The organism is Rhodoferax sp. BAB1 (assembly GCF_013334205.1).
Lineage (GTDB): Bacteria > Pseudomonadota > Gammaproteobacteria > Burkholderiales > Burkholderiaceae_C > Hylemonella.
In genome coordinates, this window is the sequence record NZ_CP054424.1 from 3,051,214 (window position 1) to 3,071,044 (window position 19,831).

General features: G+C 63.5%; 22 protein-coding genes, 1 tRNA gene and 1 pseudogene. 4 read left to right on the forward strand and 20 right to left on the reverse strand.

The annotated features are described in order from the left end of the window. Positions 1-2: 2 nt before the first annotated feature. The 4 genes from icmF to HTY51_RS14690 form a co-directional block, all read right to left on the reverse strand. The gene (gene icmF / locus HTY51_RS14675) at positions 3-3,296 is read right to left on the reverse strand and encodes a fused isobutyryl-CoA mutase/GTPase IcmF (protein WP_174253417.1); all 3,294 of its coding nucleotides are present in this window, start codon (positions 3,294-3,296) and stop codon (positions 3-5) included. 114 nt (positions 3,297-3,410) lie between these two features. Further along, positions 3,411-5,315 carry a TRAP transporter large permease subunit gene (locus tag HTY51_RS14680; protein ID WP_174253418.1) on the reverse strand — a complete coding sequence of 635 codons (1,905 nt, stop codon included), beginning with the start codon at positions 5,313-5,315 and terminating at the stop codon, positions 3,411-3,413. After that, entirely contained in the window at positions 5,312-5,932 is a 621-nt protein-coding gene (locus tag HTY51_RS14685) for a TRAP transporter small permease subunit (RefSeq protein ID WP_174253419.1), read from the reverse strand. Before HTY51_RS14685 ends, HTY51_RS14680 begins: the two co-directional genes overlap by 4 nt. A 105-nt stretch (positions 5,933-6,037) precedes the next feature. Then, a complete protein-coding gene (locus HTY51_RS14690) occupies positions 6,038-7,159 on the reverse strand; it encodes a TRAP transporter substrate-binding protein (RefSeq protein ID WP_174253420.1) in 1,122 nt (373 codons plus the stop codon). Between the two features lie 216 nt (positions 7,160-7,375). Here HTY51_RS14690 and HTY51_RS14695 point away from each other — a divergent pair, with 216 nt between their 5' ends. The 4 genes and pseudogenes from HTY51_RS14695 to HTY51_RS14705 all read left to right on the forward strand — a co-directional run bounded on the left by HTY51_RS14695 (position 7,376) and on the right by HTY51_RS14705 (position 10,225). Next, entirely contained in the window at positions 7,376-8,161 is a 786-nt protein-coding gene (locus tag HTY51_RS14695) for a fumarylacetoacetate hydrolase family protein (protein ID WP_174253421.1), read from the forward strand. Between the two features lie 113 nt (positions 8,162-8,274). Further along, positions 8,275-8,739 (forward strand): annotated as a pseudogene (locus HTY51_RS18645) (MBL fold metallo-hydrolase); the annotation flags it as partial. Positions 8,740-8,991: 252 nt separating this feature from the next. After that, positions 8,992-9,399, forward strand: coding sequence for a rhodanese-like domain-containing protein (locus tag HTY51_RS18650; protein ID WP_254607071.1), 408 nt, complete (start codon positions 8,992-8,994; stop codon positions 9,397-9,399). 49 nt (positions 9,400-9,448) lie between these two features. Further along, on the forward strand, positions 9,449-10,225 hold the full coding sequence (locus HTY51_RS14705; protein WP_174253423.1) for a type III pantothenate kinase: 777 nt from the start codon (positions 9,449-9,451) through the stop codon (positions 10,223-10,225). A gap of 6 nt (positions 10,226-10,231) precedes the next feature. On the opposite strand, the gene HTY51_RS14710 is transcribed toward HTY51_RS14705, so the two are convergent. The 16 genes from HTY51_RS14710 to rplF form a co-directional block, all read right to left on the reverse strand. Continuing rightward, a complete protein-coding gene (locus tag HTY51_RS14710; RefSeq protein ID WP_174253424.1) occupies positions 10,232-11,425 on the reverse strand; it encodes a M20 aminoacylase family protein in 1,194 nt (397 codons plus the stop codon). Between the two features lie 59 nt (positions 11,426-11,484). Beyond that, positions 11,485-12,612, reverse strand: coding sequence for an ABC transporter substrate-binding protein (locus tag HTY51_RS14715; RefSeq protein ID WP_174253425.1), 1,128 nt, complete (start codon positions 12,610-12,612; stop codon positions 11,485-11,487). A gap of 112 nt (positions 12,613-12,724) precedes the next feature. Further along, positions 12,725-12,801: transfer RNA gene (locus HTY51_RS14720), tRNA-Met, on the reverse strand. An 18-nt stretch (positions 12,802-12,819) separates the two neighbouring features. Further along, entirely contained in the window at positions 12,820-13,209 is a 390-nt protein-coding gene (gene rplQ, locus HTY51_RS14725; RefSeq protein WP_057674000.1) for a 50S ribosomal protein L17, read from the reverse strand. A 110-nt stretch (positions 13,210-13,319) separates the two neighbouring features. Continuing rightward, complete coding sequence (rpoA, locus tag HTY51_RS14730; RefSeq protein ID WP_057674001.1) at positions 13,320-14,309, reverse strand: DNA-directed RNA polymerase subunit alpha; 990 nt, start codon at positions 14,307-14,309, stop codon at positions 13,320-13,322. A gap of 130 nt (positions 14,310-14,439) precedes the next feature. Continuing rightward, positions 14,440-15,063 carry a 30S ribosomal protein S4 gene (gene rpsD, locus HTY51_RS14735; RefSeq protein ID WP_174253426.1) on the reverse strand — a complete coding sequence of 208 codons (624 nt, stop codon included), beginning with the start codon at positions 15,061-15,063 and terminating at the stop codon, positions 14,440-14,442. 117 nt (positions 15,064-15,180) lie between these two features. Further along, the gene (gene rpsK, locus HTY51_RS14740) at positions 15,181-15,585 is read right to left on the reverse strand and encodes a 30S ribosomal protein S11 (protein WP_057674003.1); all 405 of its coding nucleotides are present in this window, start codon (positions 15,583-15,585) and stop codon (positions 15,181-15,183) included. Between the two features lie 20 nt (positions 15,586-15,605). Beyond that, positions 15,606-15,971 (reverse strand): 30S ribosomal protein S13, encoded by a 366-nt coding sequence (rpsM, locus tag HTY51_RS14745; RefSeq protein ID WP_174253427.1) that lies wholly within the window; start codon positions 15,969-15,971, stop codon positions 15,606-15,608. Positions 15,972-15,995: 24 nt separating this feature from the next. After that, on the reverse strand, positions 15,996-16,109 hold the full coding sequence (rpmJ, locus tag HTY51_RS14750; protein ID WP_011481465.1) for a 50S ribosomal protein L36: 114 nt from the start codon (positions 16,107-16,109) through the stop codon (positions 15,996-15,998). 55 nt (positions 16,110-16,164) lie between these two features. After that, positions 16,165-16,383, reverse strand: coding sequence for a translation initiation factor IF-1 (gene infA, locus HTY51_RS14755; RefSeq protein ID WP_006297869.1), 219 nt, complete (start codon positions 16,381-16,383; stop codon positions 16,165-16,167). Positions 16,384-16,388: 5 nt separating this feature from the next. After that, a complete protein-coding gene (gene secY / locus HTY51_RS14760) occupies positions 16,389-17,708 on the reverse strand; it encodes a preprotein translocase subunit SecY (protein WP_174253428.1) in 1,320 nt (439 codons plus the stop codon). A 24-nt stretch (positions 17,709-17,732) separates the two neighbouring features. Then, entirely contained in the window at positions 17,733-18,164 is a 432-nt protein-coding gene (gene rplO / locus HTY51_RS14765) for a 50S ribosomal protein L15 (RefSeq protein ID WP_174254304.1), read from the reverse strand. A gap of 10 nt (positions 18,165-18,174) precedes the next feature. Continuing rightward, complete coding sequence (gene rpmD / locus HTY51_RS14770) at positions 18,175-18,357, reverse strand: 50S ribosomal protein L30 (RefSeq protein ID WP_174253429.1); 183 nt, start codon at positions 18,355-18,357, stop codon at positions 18,175-18,177. 15 nt (positions 18,358-18,372) lie between these two features. Then, positions 18,373-18,900, reverse strand: coding sequence for a 30S ribosomal protein S5 (gene rpsE / locus HTY51_RS14775; protein ID WP_174253430.1), 528 nt, complete (start codon positions 18,898-18,900; stop codon positions 18,373-18,375). Between the two features lie 17 nt (positions 18,901-18,917). Next, on the reverse strand, positions 18,918-19,283 hold the full coding sequence (rplR, locus tag HTY51_RS14780) for a 50S ribosomal protein L18 (protein WP_174253431.1): 366 nt from the start codon (positions 19,281-19,283) through the stop codon (positions 18,918-18,920). Between the two features lie 11 nt (positions 19,284-19,294). Then, positions 19,295-19,828, reverse strand: coding sequence for a 50S ribosomal protein L6 (rplF, locus tag HTY51_RS14785; RefSeq protein WP_174253432.1), 534 nt, complete (start codon positions 19,826-19,828; stop codon positions 19,295-19,297). Positions 19,829-19,831 lie beyond the last annotated feature (3 nt).

A 19,831-nucleotide genomic window follows, 5' to 3' on the forward strand; every position in this document is an offset into this window, starting at 1 on the left:
CGCTACATATTGCGTCGGTACTGGCCGCCGACCTCGAACAACGCGGTCGTGATCTGGCCCAGGGAGCAGACACGCACGGCGTCCATCAGCACCTCGAACACGTTCCTGTTTTCGATCACGGCCTGCTGCAGGCGCTGCAACTGCGCCGGCGCCGCGGCTGCATGGCGCGCGTGGAAATCGGCCAGGCGCTGGAGCTGGCTCTGTTTTTCCTCTTCGGTCGAGCGCGCCAGTTCCAGCTTCTCCATCACGGTGTCGCCGTGCGGGTTGCGGAAGGTGTTGACGCCGATGATGGGCAGCTCGCCGGTGTGCTTGAGCATCTCGTAGGTCATGCTCTCGTCCTGGATCTTGCCGCGCTGGTAACCCGTCTCCATGGCGCCCAGCACACCACCGCGCTCGCTGATGCGCTCGAACTCGGCCAGCACGGCCTCCTCCACCAGCTCGGTCAGCTCCTCGATGATGAAGGCGCCCTGGCTGGGGTTCTCGTTCTTGGCCAGCCCCCACTCGCGGTTGATGATGAGCTGGATGGCCATGGCACGGCGCACGGAATCTTCGGTGGGCGTGGTGATGGCCTCGTCGAAGGCGTTGGTGTGCAGGCTGTTGCAGTTGTCGTAGATGGCGATCAGCGCCTGCAGCGTGGTACGGATGTCGTTGAACTGGATCTCCTGCGCGTGCAGGCTGCGGCCGCTGGTCTGGATGTGGTACTTCAACTTCTGCGAGCGTTCATTCGCACCGTACTTCTCCTTCATGGCCACGGCCCAGATGCGACGCGCGACACGGCCCATCACGGTGTACTCGGGGTCCATGCCGTTGGAGAAGAAGAAGGACAGGTTAGGCGCGAAGTCGTCGATGTGCATGCCGCGCGCGAGGTACGCCTCCACCAGCGTGAGGCCGTTGGACAGGGTGAAGGCCAGCTGGCTGATGGGGTTGGCGCCGGCTTCGGCGATGTGGTAACCGCTGATGGACACCGAGTAGAAGTTGCGCACGCCGTGGTGCACGAAAAACTCGGCGATGTCGCCCATCACCTTCAATGAAAACTCGGTCGAGAAGATGCAGGTGTTCTGGCCCTGGTCTTCCTTGAGGATGTCGGCCTGCACCGTGCCGCGCACGTTCTCCAGCACCCACTCACGGATCTTTTCCGACTCGGTGTCGGTGGGCGCGCGACCGTTGTCGGTCCTGAATTTTTCCAGGTACTGGTCGATGGCCGTGTTCATGAACATGGCCAGGATGGTGGGCGCCGGGCCGTTGATGGTCATGCTGACCGAGGTGGCCGGGTCGCAGAGGTCGAAGCCCTCGTAGAGCACCTTCATGTCGTCCAGGGTGGCGATGCTCACGCCCGAGTTGCCGACCTTGCCGTAGATATCGGGGCGCGGGTCGGGGTCGTTGCCGTAAAGCGTGACCGAGTCGAAGGCGGTGGACAGGCGCTTGGCCGGCATGCCCGAGCTGAGCAACTTGAAGCGCTTGTTGGTGCGGAAGGGATCACCCTCGCCCGCAAACATGCGCGTGGGGTCCTCGTTTTCGCGCTTGAAGGCAAAGGTGCCGGCGGTGTAGGGATAACTGCCGGGCACGTTGTCCAGCATCAGCCATTTGAGGATCTCGCCGTGGTCCTCGTATGGCGGCAGCGCCACCTTGCGGATGGTGGTGCCCGAGAGCGATTTGGTGGTCAGCGCGGTGCGGATCTCCTTGTCGCGGATCTTCACCACGTACTCGTCGCCGGCATAAGCCTGTTGCATGGCCGGCCACTGGGCCAGCAAGCGGCTGGCGTCGTCGTCCATCTGCAGCTCGCGCGACTGCGCCAGATCGATCGCCGCCTCGGCGGCCTTGGCGCGGTCGGGCTTGTCCTGCTTGAGCATCGCCGCGGCGGCCTTGAGCTGCTGAACTTCGCGCGCCAGCCGGGCCTGCGCCCGCGCCCGGCGCTTGTAGCCGCGCACGGTGTCGGAAATTTCGGCCAGGTAACGCGTGCGGGCACCAGGCACGATGGGGCTCTGGTTGCTGCTGTGACGCACGGCCACGGCGGGCAGGCGCCCGGTCTCGAGTTTCAGGCCCAGCACGCCCAGCCGCACCTTGAGTGCCTGGTAGAGCGCGGTCACGCCGTCGTCGTTGAAGCGCGCAGCCATGGTGCCGAAAACCGGCATCTGCTCGGGCGGCATACTCCAGGCCTCGCGGTTGCGCTGCACCTGCTTGGCCACGTCGCGCAGCGCGTCGGGCGCGCCCTTGCGGTCGAACTTGTTGATGGCCACGAACTCGGCGAAATCCAGCATGTCGATCTTTTCGAGCTGGCTGGCGGCGCCGAACTCGGGTGTCATCACGTAGAGTGGCACGTCCACATGCGGCACGATGGCGGCGTCGCCCTGGCCTATGCCCGAGGTCTCGACCACGATGAGGTCGAAGCCGGCACACTTGCAGGCGGCCACCACGTCGGGCAGGGCGGCGCTGATCTCGCTGCCCGCATCGCGTGTGGCGAGGGAGCGCATGAAAACCCTGGCACCCTGAGCCCAAGGGGAAATCGCGTTCATGCGGATGCGGTCGCCCAGCAGGGCGCCGCCGCTCTTGCGGCGCGAAGGGTCGATGCTGATCACGGCCACGCGCAGCACGTCGCCCTGGTCCAGGCGCAGGCGGCGGATCAGCTCATCGGTGAGCGAGCTCTTGCCAGCCCCGCCGGTGCCGGTGATGCCCAGCACAGGAACCTTCTTGGCTGCTGCTTGCTCGCGCAAGTGCGTGACCAGCCCCGCATCGGCACTGCCATTCTCGAGTGCGGTCATGAGCTGGGCCAGGGCGCGCCAGGCCGCTTCACCATGGCCCTGGAGGGTTTCGATTTTTTTCGGCGCCAGGGCGCTGATGTCCCGGTCACAGCGCATGACCATTTCGCCGATCATGCCGGCCAGGCCCATGCGCTGGCCGTCCTCCGGGCTGTAGATGCGCGTCACGCCGTAGGCCTGCAGCTCGCGGATCTCGCTGGGCACGATGACCCCGCCGCCGCCTCCGAAAACCTGGATGTGCGCGCCGCCGCGCGCCTTGAGCAGGTCCATCATGTACTTGAAGTACTCGACGTGGCCGCCCTGGTAGGAGCTGATCGCGATGCCCTGCACGTCTTCCTGCAGCGCGGCGGTGACGACCTCGTCCACGCTGCGGTTGTGCCCCAGGTGAATGACCTCGGCGCCCATGCCCTGCAGGATGCGCCGCATGATGTTGATGGCCGCGTCGTGCCCGTCGAACAGGCTGGCCGCGGTGACAAAACGCACCTTGTGGGTCGGACGGTAATTCGCGAGGGCCTTGAAGTCGGCGGACAGGTCGGTCATGGTGAGCCCACGTTGACGTTTACGTAAACGTCAATCTTAACGGTTCCCGGCCTCGCGGCCAAGAAAAAGGGGCGCAAATGCGCCCCTTGATCCTTCCGCGGAAATCAGTGCTGATTACTTGTACAGCACCTGCGGCAGCCACATGCCGATGCCGGGGAAGTTGTACAGGATGATGATGGCAATCACCTGGATGCCCATGAAGGGCAGCATGCCGGCAAAGATCTGGTTCAGCGTCACGTGCGGCGGGCTCACACCCTTCAGGTAGAAGGCCGCCATGGCCACCGGCGGGCTCAGGAAGGCGGTCTGCAGATTCAGCGCCACGAGCAAGCCGAAGAACAGCGGATCGACCCCGAAGTTGTCCAGCAGCGGGATGAAGATGGGCATGAAGATCACGATGATCTCGGTCCACTCCAGCGGCCAGCCCAGGATGAAGATGATGACCTGGCTGAGCACCAGGAACTGGGTCTTGGTGAGGTTCATGGACATGACCCAGTTCTCCACCAGCTCCTGGCCGCCCAGCAGGGCGAAGGCGGCAGAGAAGATGGCCGAGCCGACAAAGAGCCAGCACACCATGGCCGAGGTCTTGGCCGTGAGGAACACGCTTTCCTTGACCACCTCCAGCGTCAGTTGCCTGTAGGCCGCAGCCAGCAGGAAACCGCCCAGGGCGCCGACGGCGGCCGCTTCGGTCGGCGTGGCCAGGCCCATGACGATGGAACCCAGCACGGCAAGGATCAGCACCAGCAGCGGGAAGAAGCTGGTCAGCAGCATCTTGAACACTTCCAGCCGCGTGAAGCTCAGCAGGCCGTAATAGATCGCCATGGCCAGGGCGCCCACGCCCAGACCGATCCAGAAACCGGCGGGAGCCGGCTTGCTGGTCGCGGCCGGCTCGGCGCTGGCAGCAGCCACCGGCTCGGCCGCCGGTGCGGCCACCGCTTCGGCCGCAGCGGGTGCGGCGCTGGCGCTGTCTTCTTCCTCGGTCCCCGGAGGCACGGCAAGCCCGCCCTCCTCGTCATCGGCGGCCTCTTCGGCATTGCCTTCACCCATGCTTTGCAGCGTGGAGGTTTCTTCCAGCGGCGGCACGCTGGTGACACCGGCGTAGCTCCACAGGGCCACGAACAGGAAAAGGACCAGGGGCGCCAGCACGACAGCCAGCTGCTTGAGGATGTAGCTGGTCGGCACGTCGGCATTGTTCCGGCCCTTGAGGGCCTTGAGCAGCGCCGGCAGGGCGCGCGCGGAGTGTGCGGGGGCGATCTTCTCCATCAGCGGCGGCAGCGGGATGTAGCGCTCCTTCTCCGACAGCGGGGGCGCCATATGGGGCTTGAGCTTGGCCACGATGATCACGTACAGGATGTACAGACCGGCCAGCATGAGCCCGGGGAAGAAGGCGCCGGCATACAGCTGCACCACGGAGACACCGGCGGTGGCGCCATAGACGATCAGCATGACCGAGGGCGGGATCAGGATGCCCAGGCAGCCGCCGGCCGTGATGGCCCCGGCCGACAGCTTGACGTCATAACCGGCGCGCAGCATCTGCGGCAGGGCCAGCAGGCCCATCAGCGTGACCACGGCACCGACGATGCCGGTGGCCGTGGCGAACACGGCACAGGTCACCAGGGTGGCCACGGCCAGGGCGCCGGGCAGGCGCGCCAGGGCCAGGTGCAGGCTGCGGAACAGCTTTTCGATCAGGTTGGCGCGCTCGACCAGGTAGCCCATGAAGACGAACAGCGGGATCGAAATCAGCACGTCGTTGCTCATGACCTTGAAGGCCGCGGACACCATCAGGTCCAGCGTCTTGGTCGTGTTTTCCTCGTAGGCGATCCAGGTGAAGATCATGCCCATGCCCATCAGCGTGAACGCCGTGGGGAAACCCAGCATGATGGCCACGACCACCAGCGAAAGCATCAGCAGGCCGATGTGGCCGTTGGTGATCTTCTCGGCGCCCAGCAGCATGCCGATGGCAGCCAGGATGATCAGCCCCATGAGGCTGAAGCCGAACCAGAGTTCTTTGCGGATCTTCATTTGTGGGCGCCTTCCTTCACGACGTACTTGTCCAGCGCCTGGATGTCTTCGTCTTTCACGTGGACCATTTCCTTGAGTTTCTCGACGTCGACTTCCTCCACGTCCTGCTCGCGCGCCGGCCACTCGCCGTCACGGATGCACAGGATGCAGCGGATGATCTCGACGATGCCCTGCAGCAGCAGGATGCCGCCCGAGAGCGGGATGATGAACTTGAAGGGGTACATCGGCAGCGGCTCGGCCGAGAAGGTCTGCTCGCGTATCACCAGGGATTCGTTGAAGTAGGTCCAGCCGGCCCAGGTCAGTGCCGTGATGCCCGGCAGGAAAAACACAAAGTAGAGGATCAGGTCCAGGGTGGCCTGCGTGCGCGGCCGGAAGAAGCCGTAGAGCACGTCGCCGCGCACATGGCCGTTCTTGGACAGGGTGTAGGCGCCCGCGGTCATGAACAGGGTGCCGTACATCATGATCTGGAAGTCCAGCATCCAGGCATGGGGCTGGTTCAGCACGTAGCGGGAGAACACTTCCCAGCTGATCATGAGGGTGAGGATGAGGGCGGTCCAGGCGAAGATCTTGCCTATCCAGGTGGACAGGCGATCGACCGCGAGCAGGAAGTTCTGCATAGGGATTCCAGCAGTCAGAGTTGTTAGTCAGAATGAATTGAGGGCGCCATGGCTTGCACCACAGCGCCCTCGCAGGGCGGTCTCGGATTTTAACCGCTCAGATCATCAGGCCTTCTTGGCCGGCTTCTTGCCGAAGTAGTGGTTGGAGGCCATCTTGAAGTCCACCGTGTAGTCGTTCTGCCACTGGGTGGCACGCTCGGCGTAGGCACGCTGCGAATCCAGCACCTTCTTGAACAATGCGTTCTCGCCGCCCTTCTTGGCCATGATCTTGTCCCAGGACGCCAGCTGCGCCTGCAGCACGGCGTTCGGGGTCTTGTAGAACTTGATGCCGGACTTCTTGAGCTCGATGTAGTCCTTCGAGTTGCGCTCGATGGCCTTCCAGCTCATGTCGGCGCTGGCGGCCTGCACGGCGTAGTCGATGATGGACTTGAGTTCGGCCGGCAGGGCGTTGAGCTTGCCCTTGTTGAACAGGATTTCGAACTGTTCGCCGGACTGGTGGAAGCTCTGCAGCATGCAGTTCTTCACCACGTCGGGGAAGCCCAGCAGGCGGTCGGAGGAAGCGTTGTTGAACTCGGCGCCGTCAATCAGGCCGCGGTCCAGGGCCGGCACGATCTCGCCGCCGGGCAGCGGGTTCACGGCAGCGCCCATGTCGGTGTACATGTCAACGGCCAGGCCCACGGTGCGGAACTTGGTGCCCTTGACGTCGGCGACCTTGGTGATCGGCTTCTTGAACCAGCCGAAGGGCTGGGTGGGCATGGGGCCGTAGAGGTAGGAGACGACGTCCATGTTGATGGACTTGTAGATCTCTTCCAGCAGGGCCTTGCCGCCGCCGTAGTTGTGCCAGGCCAGCAGCATGTTGGGGTCCATGCCGAAGGACGGGCCGGAGCCCCACAGGGCCAGGGCCGAGTTCTTGCCGTAGTGGTAGGCCACCACGCCATGGCCGCCGTCCAGCGTGCCCTTGTTCACGGCCTCGAGCAGCTGGAAGGCCGGCACGACGGAGCCTGCGGGCAGCACTTCGATCTTGAGCTTGCCGCTGGCCATGTCGTTGACCTTCTTGGCGAAGTCGCTGGCGTACTCGTGGAAGATGTCCTTGGACGGCCAGGTGCTCTGGAAGCGCAGGCTCGTGGTGGTCTGCGCAGTGGCAACCATGGGGGCAGCCATGGCGCCGGCGGCAACGGCAACGCCCTTGAGCAGGCTGCGACGGTTCGGGGATTTGTTATCGGTCACGGTGATCTCCTAGTGGGGGACAGAACAATCAGTTTACTTACTGTCCGGCCGGATTCTCCTCCCGTACGCCGCGGAATCCACCTAGGGGTTTTCACCAGTATCTCGCGCGCTTGGTGAGAAACTGTTTTCACCAATCGATACCCATTCCAGTCACGGCCCTGCTACAACGCTGCTGTGTTCACACACAACAAAAGCAATTCAAAAGAGGAGACTTCCATGGATCGACGTCATTTTTTCCAGAACACGGCCCTGGTCACCACCGGTGCGCTGGCCGGTTGCGCCTTGCCCGGCGTGGCCCAGAACAAGGCCAGGACCCCGTTCGAGGTGAGCGACACCTACATCCCCATCGTCGGCAGCGATGAGATGTTCCCGGTGCGCCGCATCTATTGCATCGGCCGCAACTACAGAGCCCATGCGATTGAGATGGGTTCCAACCCGGACCGCGAACCGCCCTTCTTCTTCCAGAAACCGACCGACGCCATCCAGTACGTGGCCGCCGGCACCGTGGCCGACCACCCCTATCCCTCGCTGACCAAGAACTACCACTACGAGGCCGAACTGGTGGCCTGCCTGGGCAAGGGCGGGCGCAACATCCCCGTCGAGAAGGCGCTGGATCTGGTCTACGGCTACACCCTGGGCCTGGACATGGCACGCCGCGATCTGCAGCGCGCCATGGGCGACCAGAAAAAGCCCTGGGAGATCGGCAAGAGCTTCGACAAATCTGCGCCCATCGGCCCGGTGCACAAGCTCGGCCGGGTCGAGCATTTCACCAAGGGCAACATCTGGCTCAAGGTCAACGGTCAGACCAAGCAGAACGCGAATCTGAACCAGATGATCTGGAACGTGGCCGAGCAGATCAGCAAGCTGTCCGAAGCCAACGAACTCTTCCCCGGCGACATCATTTATTCGGGCACACCGGAGAACGTGGGCCCGGTGGTGCGTGGCGACGTGATCGAGATGCACATCGATGGCCTGCCCAACCTGAGCGTCAAGATCGTCTGAGTCCAGACGGCCATCGGACAGCGGGGCTTGCGTCAGGGGTCGTGACGCAAGCCCCGCTTTTTTGCGTATCCTTGAGGCTACCCTGCGCTTCTGCACCGGATGTTGCCCGCACCATGAACCCGATCCAGCTCTTCGACCCGGCCTCCAGCACCTACACCTACCTGCTCTTCGACGCAGACAGTCGGGAGGCGCTCATCATCGACCCGGTGGATGAGCAGCTCGAGCGCGACCTGGGCGTGCTGCGCGAATACGGCCTCAAGCTCATGCTGGTGGTGGAAACCCATGCCCATGCTGACCACGTCACCAGCGCCAGCCTGCTGGTGGAACACACCGGCGCCAGGACGGCCGCCCCCGAGGCCTGTGGCATCCGCACGGCGGCCCTCCAGCTGCAGGACGGCGCCGAGCTCCGATTCGGCCGCCACCATATCCGCGCGCTCCACACCCCTGGGCACACCGCCGGCAGCATGAGTTTTGTCTGGGCGTCCGAAGGCCAGCACCACGTCTTCACCGGCGACACCCTGCTCATCAATGGTTGCGGTCGCACCGACTTCCAGTCGGGCAGTTCCGAGGCGCTCTACCGCAGCCTGACCCAGGTGCTGTTCACCTTGCCCGATGACACCGTGGTCTGGCCAGGCCACGACTACCAGGGCCGCAGCCACTCGACCATAGGCGCCGAGAAGGCGGGCAATGCGCGGGTCGCAGGCAAGTCGCTGGCCGAGTTCATGGCCATCATGGACAACCTGCATCTGCCCAGACCCAGGCGCATCGACGAGGCCGTACCGGCCAACCTGCAATCCGGCCTGCGCCACGATGCCGATGGCGCGGCGCTCATGGCTGTGCGCCCAGCCGAGGGCTACGCGGGCAACGTCACGCCGCAGCTGGCCTGGTCATGGGTGCAGTCCGGCGAGGCCGTGCTGGTCGATGTGCGAAGCGATGCCGAGCGCGAATGGGTGGGCTTCGTGCCGGACAGCGTGGGCCTGGCCTGGAAGCAGTGGCCGGGCATGGTGCCGAATCCGAATTTTGATGCCGCCGTGCGCGCGGCCGTGCCGCCGGGCAAGAAGGCAGTCATGCTGTGCCGCAGCGGGGTACGGTCGATTGCCGCTGCGCGTCGCGCCACAGAACTCGGCATCGAGGCCTACAACATCCTTGAAGGTTTCGAGGGTGATCCGGACGCGCAGGCGCATCGCGGCCGCAAGGGTGGCTGGCGTTACCACGGCCTGCCCTGGCGACAGGGCTGAGCAAGCCCTCTCCTTTATGATGCCGGCTGTCGCCAACCGAGCCTAAATCATGTCTTTTCTCGCCATCGACGTTGGCAACACCCGCCTCAAGTGGGCCCTGTACGACGCGCCGCAGCCCGGCGCGCGGGTCTTGGCCCAGGGCGCCGAATTCCTGGACCACATCGACCGCCTGGCCGAAACCGCCTGGGCCGGTTTGCCCGCGCCGAGCTGCATGCTGGGTTGCGTGGTGGCCAGTGATGCCGTCAAGCATCGCGTCGAGGCGCAGATGGAACACTGGGACGTCTCGCCACACTGGGTCATCGCCAGCAGCCACGAAGCCGGCCTGAGCAATGGCTACGACCACCCGGCCCGCCTGGGTCCGGACCGCTGGGTGGCCATGATCGGCGCCTGGCACAGCATGCTGGCCATGGGCCCGCCTCGCCCCATCGTCGTCGCCATGGTCGGAACCGCCGTCACGGTGGAGGCCATCGACGCGAGCGGCAAGTTCCTGGGGGGTTACATCCTGCCGGGCCACGGCATCATGCTGCGTGCGCTCGAATCCGGTACGGCCGGCCTGCACGTGCCCACCGGCGAGGTGCGCCCCTTTCCCACCAACACCAGCGATGCGCTGACCAGCGGAGGCACCTACGCGATTGCGGGTGCGATGGAGCGCATGGTGGACCATGTGCGCGAGCATTGCAGCGCCGAACCCTGGTGCGTGATGGCTGGTGGCGCCGGCTGGAAGATGGCCCCCAGCCTGTCCACGCCCTTCGACCTGGTCGACACCCTGATCTTCGACGGGCTGCTGCAGATCGCCGCACACCGCGGTTTCTGCCTGCCGCGCTGAATCCCCTCAACGCCCTGGCGCCAGCCAGGCCTCGGCCAGTTTCACCCAGTAGCTCGCGCCCAGCGGGATGAGCTCGTCATTGAAGTCATAACTCGGGTTGTGCAGGGTGCAGGGGCCGCCGCCATGGCCCATCTCGCGGTGCACGCCGTCACCGTTGCCGATGAAGGCATACGCCCCGGGCTTGGCCAGCAGCATGTAGGCGAAGTCTTCCGCGCCCATGGTGGGCTCCTGCTTCAGGACGTTGGCCTCGCCAACGATGTCGGCCATGATGCTGCGGGCAAAAGCCACTTCCGGCTCGGCATTGATGGTGGGCGGGTAGTTGCGTTCGAACTCGAAGTCGCAGCGGGCGCCGAAGGCGGCACAGGTGTGCTGCGCCACCTCGCGCATGCGCGCCTCGATCTGGTCCAGCACCTCCAGCGTGAAGGTACGTACCGTACCCTGCAGCTCGCAGCTGTCGGCGATCACGTTGCTGGCGTGCCCCGCATGGATCATGGTGACCGAGATCACCCCCGCGTCGATGGGTTTGATATTGCGGCTGATGATGGTCTGGAAGGCCTGCACCATCTGGCAGGCCACCAGCACCGGGTCCACCGCGTTGTGCGGCATGGCGGCGTGGCCGCCCTTGCCCTGGATGGTGATCTTGAACTCGTTGCTCGACGCCATCACCGGCCCCGGACTCAGCGCAAAGGTGCCGGCCTTCATGCCCGGCCAGTTGTGCATGCCGAACACGGCCTGCATCGGGAATTTCTCGAAGAGGCCGTCCTTGATCATCTCGTTGGCACCGGCGCCGCCCTCTTCGGCCGGCTGGAAGATCAGGTAGACGGTGCCGTCGAAGTTGCGCTGCTGCGCCAGGTGCTGGGCTGCGGCCAGCAGCATGGCCGTGTGGCCGTCGTGCCCGCACGCATGCATCTTGCCGTCATGGTGGCTGGCGTGGGCAAAGGTGTTGCCCTCCTGCAGGGGCAGGGCATCCATGTCGGCGCGCAAACCGATGGCACGCGGTGACTGGCCCTGACGGATGACACCCACCACGCCGGTACCGCCGAGGCCGCGGTGCACGGGGATACCCCAGGAGGTCAACTTGGCGGCCACCAGGTCGGCGGTGCGCTGTTCCTCGAACGAGAGTTCCGGATGGGCGTGGATGTCGCGCCGGATGGCCGCTATGCCGGCGGCCTGGGCGACGATGGAATCGATGACCTTCATGGGTGAGAGTCTATTCCTCCGGCTGCCCCCTTGTCATCCGGGGTATTCCCCGGCGACGTTCAGGTACGCACGCGCCCGTCACCGGTCAGCATGGACAGTTCCACGAAACCCGAGGCCACGTGGTTGCCGGCCGAGAAGTTGACCTGGAAACCGCCCAGGCTCTGGCTGCCGATGGCCTCGATGCCCTGGATCAGTCCCTCACGGCTGTTCATGCGCGTACCGGCACGCTTGAGGCCTTCGCTCACGACCTTGGCCGCCAGATAACCTTCCATGCTCGAGAAGTTGGCCTGCACATTGCCAGCCTTCCTGACCGCATCGGCGAATTCGCGCGCGATCTGGCGCGCCGGGTAATACGGCGAGGGCATCACCTGCGACACCACCACGCCGGCACCCTCCTTGCCCAGCTCATCGGCCAGGGCCTGGGTACCGACAAAGGATACGTTGAAGAACGTACCGCCAAAACCCGCGGCACGGGCAGCGCGGATATACGCTGCACAGGACTTGTAGGCGCTGATCTGCACCACGGCGTCCGGCGCAGCGGCATTGATGGTGCGCACAGCAGCGGCGACATCCACCGAATTGCGCTCCACCGTGGCCTGCGCCACGGGCTTGAGGCCCAACTTGTCCAGCGCCAGCGTCACGCCGTCCAGGCCCGCCTTGCCGTAGGCATCGTTCTGGTAGAAGACCGCAATCTTCTTCAGGCCCAGATTGGTCAGCTGGCGCACGATCAGCGCCGTCTCGTCGTTGTAGGAGGCACGCAGGTGGAAGACCTGCTTGTTGAAAGGCTCGCGCAAGCCCATGGCCCCAGTGAAAGGCGCAATGAACGGCACCTGGGCCTTGCTCAGCAGCGGCAGCGCGGCCAGGCTGGTGGGCGTGCCGATGTAGCCGAACAGGGCAAACACGTCCTCGGCGATCAGCTTCTGCGTGTTGGCGGCACAGCGGTCCGGCTCGTAACCATCGTCCAGGGTCTTGATCTCGATGGTCTTGCCAGCGATGCCCCCTTGCGCGTTCACCTGGTCGAACCAGAGCCTGGCGCCCTGGTGGAACTGGATGCCCAGTTCGGCCGCAGGGCCGGTGAAGGCGGCCGACTGGCCGAGGATGATCTTGTTGTTGGCCTGGGCCTTGAGCAACGTGGGAGCGGCCAGCAGGGATGCGGCGGCCAGGCCGAATTGGCGACGAGTGGTCATGTGTGGTTCCAAGAAGGGGGAGCAGGGCTTTTGGCCTGGCTCCTACATTCACGACACTGCTTGTTACAGTGCCCAGAAGCAGAAAAGCCCTCCTAAGAGGGCTTTTCCTTGTTGGTTGCGCGAGGAGGATTTGAACCTCCGACCTTTGGGTTATGAGCCCAACGAGCTACCAGGCTGCTCCATCGCGCGGTAATCTAGCATTATAGCTTATTCTGCCTTGGCCGTCTCAGAAGATTCAGCCGGACGGTCCACCAGTTCAACGAGGGCCATGGGAGCGTTGTCGCCCACGCGGAAACCCATCTTGAGGATGCGGGTGTAGCCGCCCGGACGCGTCTTGAAACGCGGGCCGAGGTCGTTGAACAGCTTGGTGACGCTGTCGCGATCACGCAGGCGGTCGAATGCCAGGCGGCGGTTGGCCAGCGTGGCTTCCTTGGCCAGGGTGATCATGGGCTCGACGACGCGACGCAACTCCTTGGCCTTCGGCACGGTGGTCTTGATGACCTCGTGCTCGATCAGCGAATTCATCATGTTGCGCAGCATGGCGAGGCGGTGCTCGCTGGTGCGGTTGAGTTTACGGAGACCGTGTCCGTGACGCATGGTGCTTTCCTTTCTTTATATAAACAGGCAGCCGTATCAGGTACTGCCCGGTGCACCCAGCCCTGAAGGGCTGGTTTTCCGTCCCGCTTGAGCGGGACCGGTATTCTAAATCAACGCTTCTCGAGCGCGGCCGGCGGCCAGTTCTCGAGCTTCATACCCAGGGTCAGACCGCGCGAAGCCAGCACTTCCTTGATCTCGTTGAGCGACTTGCGACCCAGGTTCGGGGTCTTGAGCAGTTCGTTCTCGGAGCGCTGGATCAGGTCGCCGATGTAATAGATGTTCTCGGCCTTCAGGCAGTTGGCCGAACGTACGGTCAGTTCGAGTTCGTCGACCGGACGCAACAGGATCGGGTCGAACTGGCTGCCGCTGCGCGGTGCTGGTGCGTCGAAGGCGGCGAGTTCGCTGCCCTCGAGCTGGGCGAACACGGCCAGCTGTTCGACCAGGATCTTGGCCGAAGCGCGCACGGCGTCTTCGGCGGTGATGGCGCCATTGGTCTCGATCTCGACGACCAGCTTGTCCAGGTCGGTACGCTGCTCGACGCGGGCGCTCTCGACGGTGTAGCTCACGCGCTTGACCGGGGAGAAGGAAGCGTCGAGCACGATGCGGCCGATCGACTTGGTCGGCTCGTCGCCGTAACGGCGCATGGTGCCGGGCACGTAACCGCGGCCCTTCTCGACCTTGATCTGCATGTCGAGCTTGCCACCGGCCGACAGCGTGGCGATCACGTGGTCGGGATTGATGATCTCGACATCGTGCGGGGTCTGGATGTCAGCCGCCGTGACGACGCCCTCGCCGTCCTTGCGCAGGCTCAGCGTGACTTCGTCGCGGTTGTGCAGCTTGAACACCACACCTTTGAGGTTCAGCAGAATGTTGACCACGTCTTCCTGCACGCCGTCGATGGACGAGTACTCGTGCAGCACGCCGGCAATGGTCACCTCGGTGGCAGCGTAACCCGGCATCGACGACAGCAGGACGCGGCGCAGCGCGTTGCCCAGGGTGTGGCCATAACCACGCTCAAACGGCTCCAGCGCCACTTTGGCGCGGTTCGGGCCGAGTTGTTCGACGTTGATTGCTTTGGGTTTCAGCAGACTGGTTTGCATGCAGACTTCCTGTCAATACCCCCGGCTCGTTACACCGGTAAGGCTGGTGAAGCGCCTGACCGGAATGCCTCCGGTCAGGTACGAAAACTCCAAGGGCCGAGGCTGCGCTGCAGCCTCGTTGTCACCTTGATTACCTCGAGTACAACTCGACGATCAGCGATTCGTTGATGTCGGACCCGAATTCGTCGCGATCCGGGACCTTCTTGAAGGTGCCTTCGGCTTTGTCGAGATTCACTTCCACCCAGGCCGGCATGCCGACTTGCTGGGCCAGTTGCAGGGCTTCCACCACGCGGTTCTGCTTCTTGGACTTTTCGCGCACGGCGATCACGTCGCCGGCCTTGACCGAGTACGACGGAATGTTCACGGAATTGCCGTTCACGGTGATCGCCTTGTGCGAAACCATCTGACGCGCTTCAGCGCGCGTGGAGCCGAAGCCCATGCGGTAGACCACGTTGTCCAGGCGGCACTCCAGCAGGAACAGCAGGTTGGCGCCGGTGTTGCCCTTGCGACGGTCGGCTTCCTCGAAATAACGGCGGAACTGGCGCTCCAGCACACCGTACATGCGCTTGACCTTCTGCTTTTCACGCAGCTGCAGACCGAAGTCGGAGGTGCGGGCGCCCGAAGTGCGGCCGTGCTGGCCGGGCTTGGAGTCGAACTTGGCCTTGTCCGCAATCGAGCGACGGGCGCTCTTGAGGAACAGGTCAGTGCCTTCACGGCGGGAGAGTTTGGCCTTGGGGCCGAGATTGCGTGCCACTTGAACTTCCTTCTATGTCAACTTCCGCAGTTGCCTGCGGGAGCCATCAGCGCAATGCCGATGGCGGTGGGCTTGTTAAAAAATGGTCGAGACGACGGCGTCTGATCGCAGCTGCGATCAGATACGACGACGCTTCTGCGGACGGCAGCCGTTGTGCGGCACCGGCGTCACGTCGGAAATCAGGTTGATGCGAATGCCCAGTGCGGCCAGGGCACGCACCGAAGACTCACGACCGGGGCCGGGGCCCTTGATCTCGACGTCGAGGTTCTTGATACCTTGCTCCATGGCGGCACGGCCAGCCACTTCGGACGCCACCTGGGCGGCGAACGGCGTGGACTTGCGCGAACCCTTGAAGCCCTGGCCACCCGACGAGGCCCAGGACAGGGCATTGCCCTGGCGATCGGTGATCGTGATGATGGTGTTGTTGAAGGAGGCGTGCACGTGGGCGACGCCGTCAGCCACGTTCTTGCGAACCTTCTTGCGCACACGTTGCGCGGCATTATTGGCGGGAGCTTTAGCCATGGTGATCTTTCAATGCCAGTTTATTTCTTCAGTGCCTGGGCACCCTTGCGCGGGCCCTTGCGGGTACGGGCATTGGTGCGCGTACGCTGGCCGCGCATGGGCAGGCCGCGGCGATGGCGGAAACCGCGGTAGCAGCCGATGTCCATCAAACGCTTGATGTTCATCGTGGTCTCGCGACGCAGGTCACCCTCGATGGTGATACCGGCGATCTGGTCGCGGATTTTTTCCAGATCAGAGTCGGTCAGATCCTTGATCTTCTTGGAATATGCAATGCCGCAGGCATCGCAAATCTTGCGAGCGCTCGTGCGACCGATGCCGAAGATGGCGGTCAAGCCAATTTCTGCATGCTTATGCGGCGGAATGTTGATGCCAGCGATACGTGCCATTTTCGTCCTCTATAACTCTTGCAATCAGCCTTGACGCTGCTTGTGGCGGGGATCCGTGCAGATCACACGCACCACACCCTTGCGGCGGATGATTTTGCAGTTGCGGCAAATTTTCTTGACCGAAGCCGAAACTCTCATTTCATTCTCCTAAAACTTCTTACGCCTGGTTCCGGACTATCCGGAACCTGCAAATTCATTTGGCCCTGAACACGATCCGTGCTCTTGTCAAGTCGTAAGGCGTCAACTCGACAGTCACTTTGTCACCCGGCAGGATGCGTATGTAGTGCATGCGCATCTTGCCTGAGATATGTCCCAGGACGATGTGGCCGTTTTCCAGCTTCACGCGGAAGGTCGCGTTCGGCAGGTTTTCCACCACCTCGCCCTGCATCTGAATCACATCGTCTTTCGCCATCTCTTTCAGACACCTGGCGTAGCCTTGAAATTGGCCTTCTTCAACAGCGATTCATACTGCTGCGACATCATGTAGTTCTGCACCTGGGCCATGAAATCCATGGTCACGACCACGATGATCAACAGCGACGTACCACCGAAATAGAACGGAACGTTGTACTTCAGGATCAGGAACTCGGGCAACAGACAGACAAAGGTGATGTAGATCGCACCAGCCAGCGTCAGGCGCAGCAGGATACGGTCGATGTACTTGGCGGTCTGGTCACCCGGACGGATGCCCGGGATGAAGGCACCACCCTTTTTCAGGTTGTCGGCCGTCTCACGGCTGTTGAACACCAGCGCCGTGTAGAAGAAAGCGAAGAAGATGATCGCCGTCGCGTACAGCAGCACATAGATGGGCTGACCCGGGGTCAGGCTGCCGGCGATGTCCTTGAGCCACACCATCGAGTCGCCGCTGCTGAACCAGCTCACCACGGTGGCCGGCAGCAGAATGATGGACGAGGCGAAGATGGGCGGAATCACGCCAGCCATGTTCAGCTTGAGCGGCAGGTGCGAGGACTGGCCGCCGTAGACCTTGTTGCCGACCTGGCGACGCGCATAGTTCACCAGGATCTTGCGCTGGCCGCGTTCGACGAACACCACGAAATAGGTCACCAGCACCACCAGGGCGACGATGAACAGCGCGGCGATGATGCTCATGGCACCGGTACGCACCAGCTCCAGCAGGCCACCGATGGCGCTGGGCAGGCCGGCGGCGATACCACCGAAAATCAGGATCGAGATGCCGTTACCCAGACCGCGCTCGGTGATCTGCTCACCCAGCCACATCAGGAACATGGTGCCAGCCGTGAGCGTGACGACCGCCGTGAAACGGAAACCGAAACCCGGGGCGATCACCAGACCCGCCGAGCTCTCCAGCGCCACGGCAATACCGAGCGACTGGAACAGGGCCAGGCCCAGGGTGGCGTAACGCGTGTACTGCGTGATCTTGCGACGGCCGGCTTCGCCTTCCTTCTTGATCTGCTCGAAAGCGGGCAGAACATAGGTCAGCAGCTGCATGATGATCGATGCCGAGATGTACGGCATGATGCCCAGCGCGAACACCGTGAAGCGCGACAGCGCGCCGCCCGAGAACATGTTGAACAGGCTCAGGATGCCGCCCTGCTGGCCCTGGAAGAGCTGGGCCAGCTGGTCCGGATTGATGCCCGGCACGGGGATGTGCGCACCGATGCGGTACACCACCAGTGCGAGCAGCAAAAAGACCAGCCGACGACGCAGGTCGCCGAACTTGCCGGTTTTTGCTATCTGAGCCGCGTTCGTTGCCACTTCGTTCTACTCTCGATCTTTGCTTCAGGCCACGCTACCGCCGGCTGCCTCGATGGCAGCCTTGGCACCTGCGGTGGCACCGATACCGTTGAGCTTGACGGCCTTCTTCAGCTCGCCCGACTTGATGACCTTGACCACCTTGGCCAGCTCGCCGACCAGGCCGGCTTGCTTGAGCGTCAGCAGGTCGACGGTGTCGGCGCCCAGCTGCTCCAGCGCGCCGAGAGTGATCTCGGCATTGAACTTGAGCAGGTGCGACTTGAAGCCGCGCTTGGGCAGACGACGATGCATGGGCATCTGGCCGCCTTCGAAGCCGACCTTGTGGTAGCCGCCCGAACGGGACTTCTGACCCTTGTGGCCGCGACCGGCGGTCTTGCCCAGGCCGGAGCCGATGCCGCGACCGACGCGACGCTTGGCGTGTTTGGCGCCCGCTGCGGGCTTGATGCTATTGAGTTCCATCATCAGCCTCTCAGAGAACCTTGACCAGATAGCTGATCTTGTTGATCATGCCGCGCACGGCAGGGGTATCCTGCAGTTCGCTGACGCTGTTCAGCTTGCGCAGGCCCAGGCCACGCACGGTGGCGCGGTGCGATTCCTTGCAGCCGATCGGGCTACGGACCAGCTGCAGTTTGACGGTTTGTTGCGTAGTCATGTCTGAAACTCCCGTTTAAGCGAAGAGTTCTTCAACGCTCTTGCCGCGCTTGGCTGCCACAGATGCAGGGGTGCTGCAGTTGTTCAGCGCGTCCAGCGTGGCACGAACCATGTTGTAAGGATTGGTCGAACCGTGGCTCTTGGCCACGATGTCGGTGATGCCCATCACTTCGAAGACGGCGCGCATCGGGCCGCCGGCGATGATGCCGGTACCCTTGGGCGCCGGCGCCATCATGACGTTGGCGGCACCGTGACGACCCGTCACCTGGTGGTGCAGCGTGCCGTTCTTCAGCGACACCTTGAGCATGTTGCGGCGGGCTTCTTCCATGGCCTTCTGCACGGCAGCCGGCACTTCCTTGGATTTGCCCTTGCCCATGCCGACGCGACCGTCGCCATCGCCCACCACGGTCAGTGCAGCGAAACCCAGGATACGGCCACCCTTGACCACCTTGGTCACGCGGTTGACCGCGATCATTTTCTCGCGCAGGCCGTCCTCGGGACCCTCGGCCCCTTTGCCCTGCATCTTTGCTTGAACTTTAGCCATCTTTAATTCCGATCTGCTTAGAACTGCAAGCCTGCTTCACGTGCCGCCTCGGCCAGCGCCTTGACGCGGCCGTGGTACGCGAAGCCCGCGCGGTCGAACGCCACCTTCTCGACGCCGGCAGCCTTGGCCTTTTCGGCAATACGCTTGCCGATCAGCTGGGCCGCGGAAGCCGTGCCGCCCTTGCCCGAAGCGCCGAGCGACTTGCGCACTTCGGCTTCGGCGGTCGAGGCGCTGGCCAGGACCTGGGCACCGTCGCCAGAGATCACGCTGGCATAGATGTGCAGATTGGTGCGGTTCACGGTCAGACGCGCCACGCCTTGCGTTGCAATGCGGATGCGGGTCTGACGGGCCCGGCGAAGACGCTGCTCTTTCTTGGTCATCATGGTGCAGCTCCTTATTTCTTCTTGGTCTCTTTGATCGTGACCTTCTCATCCGCATAACGGATGCCCTTGCCCTTGTAGGGCTCGGGGGGACGAACGGCGCGAATTTCAGCGGCGATCTGGCCGACACGCTGACGATCTGCACCCTTGATCACGATTTCCGTGGGGGCCGGGGTGGCCACCGTGATGCCCGCGGGCATCTCGATGTTCACCGGGTGGGAGTAACCCACGGCCAGGTTCAGCTTGGCACCGGAGGCCTGGGCCTTGTAGCCCACGCCGATCAGCGTCAGCTTCTTCTCGAAACCCTTGCTCACGCCGTTGACCATGTTGTTCACCAGCTGGCGCATGGTGCCGCTCATGGCATTGGCTTCACGGGATTCGTTGGCGGGGGCGAAGCTCAGCTTGCCACCCTCGTTGCTCACCTTGACCAGGGTCGACTGGGCCAGCGACAGCGTGCCACCGGCACCCTTGACGCTGATCTGATCGGCCTTGACCGAGACATCCACCCCGGTCGGGATGGTTACAGGCATTTTTCCTACGCGCGACATTTC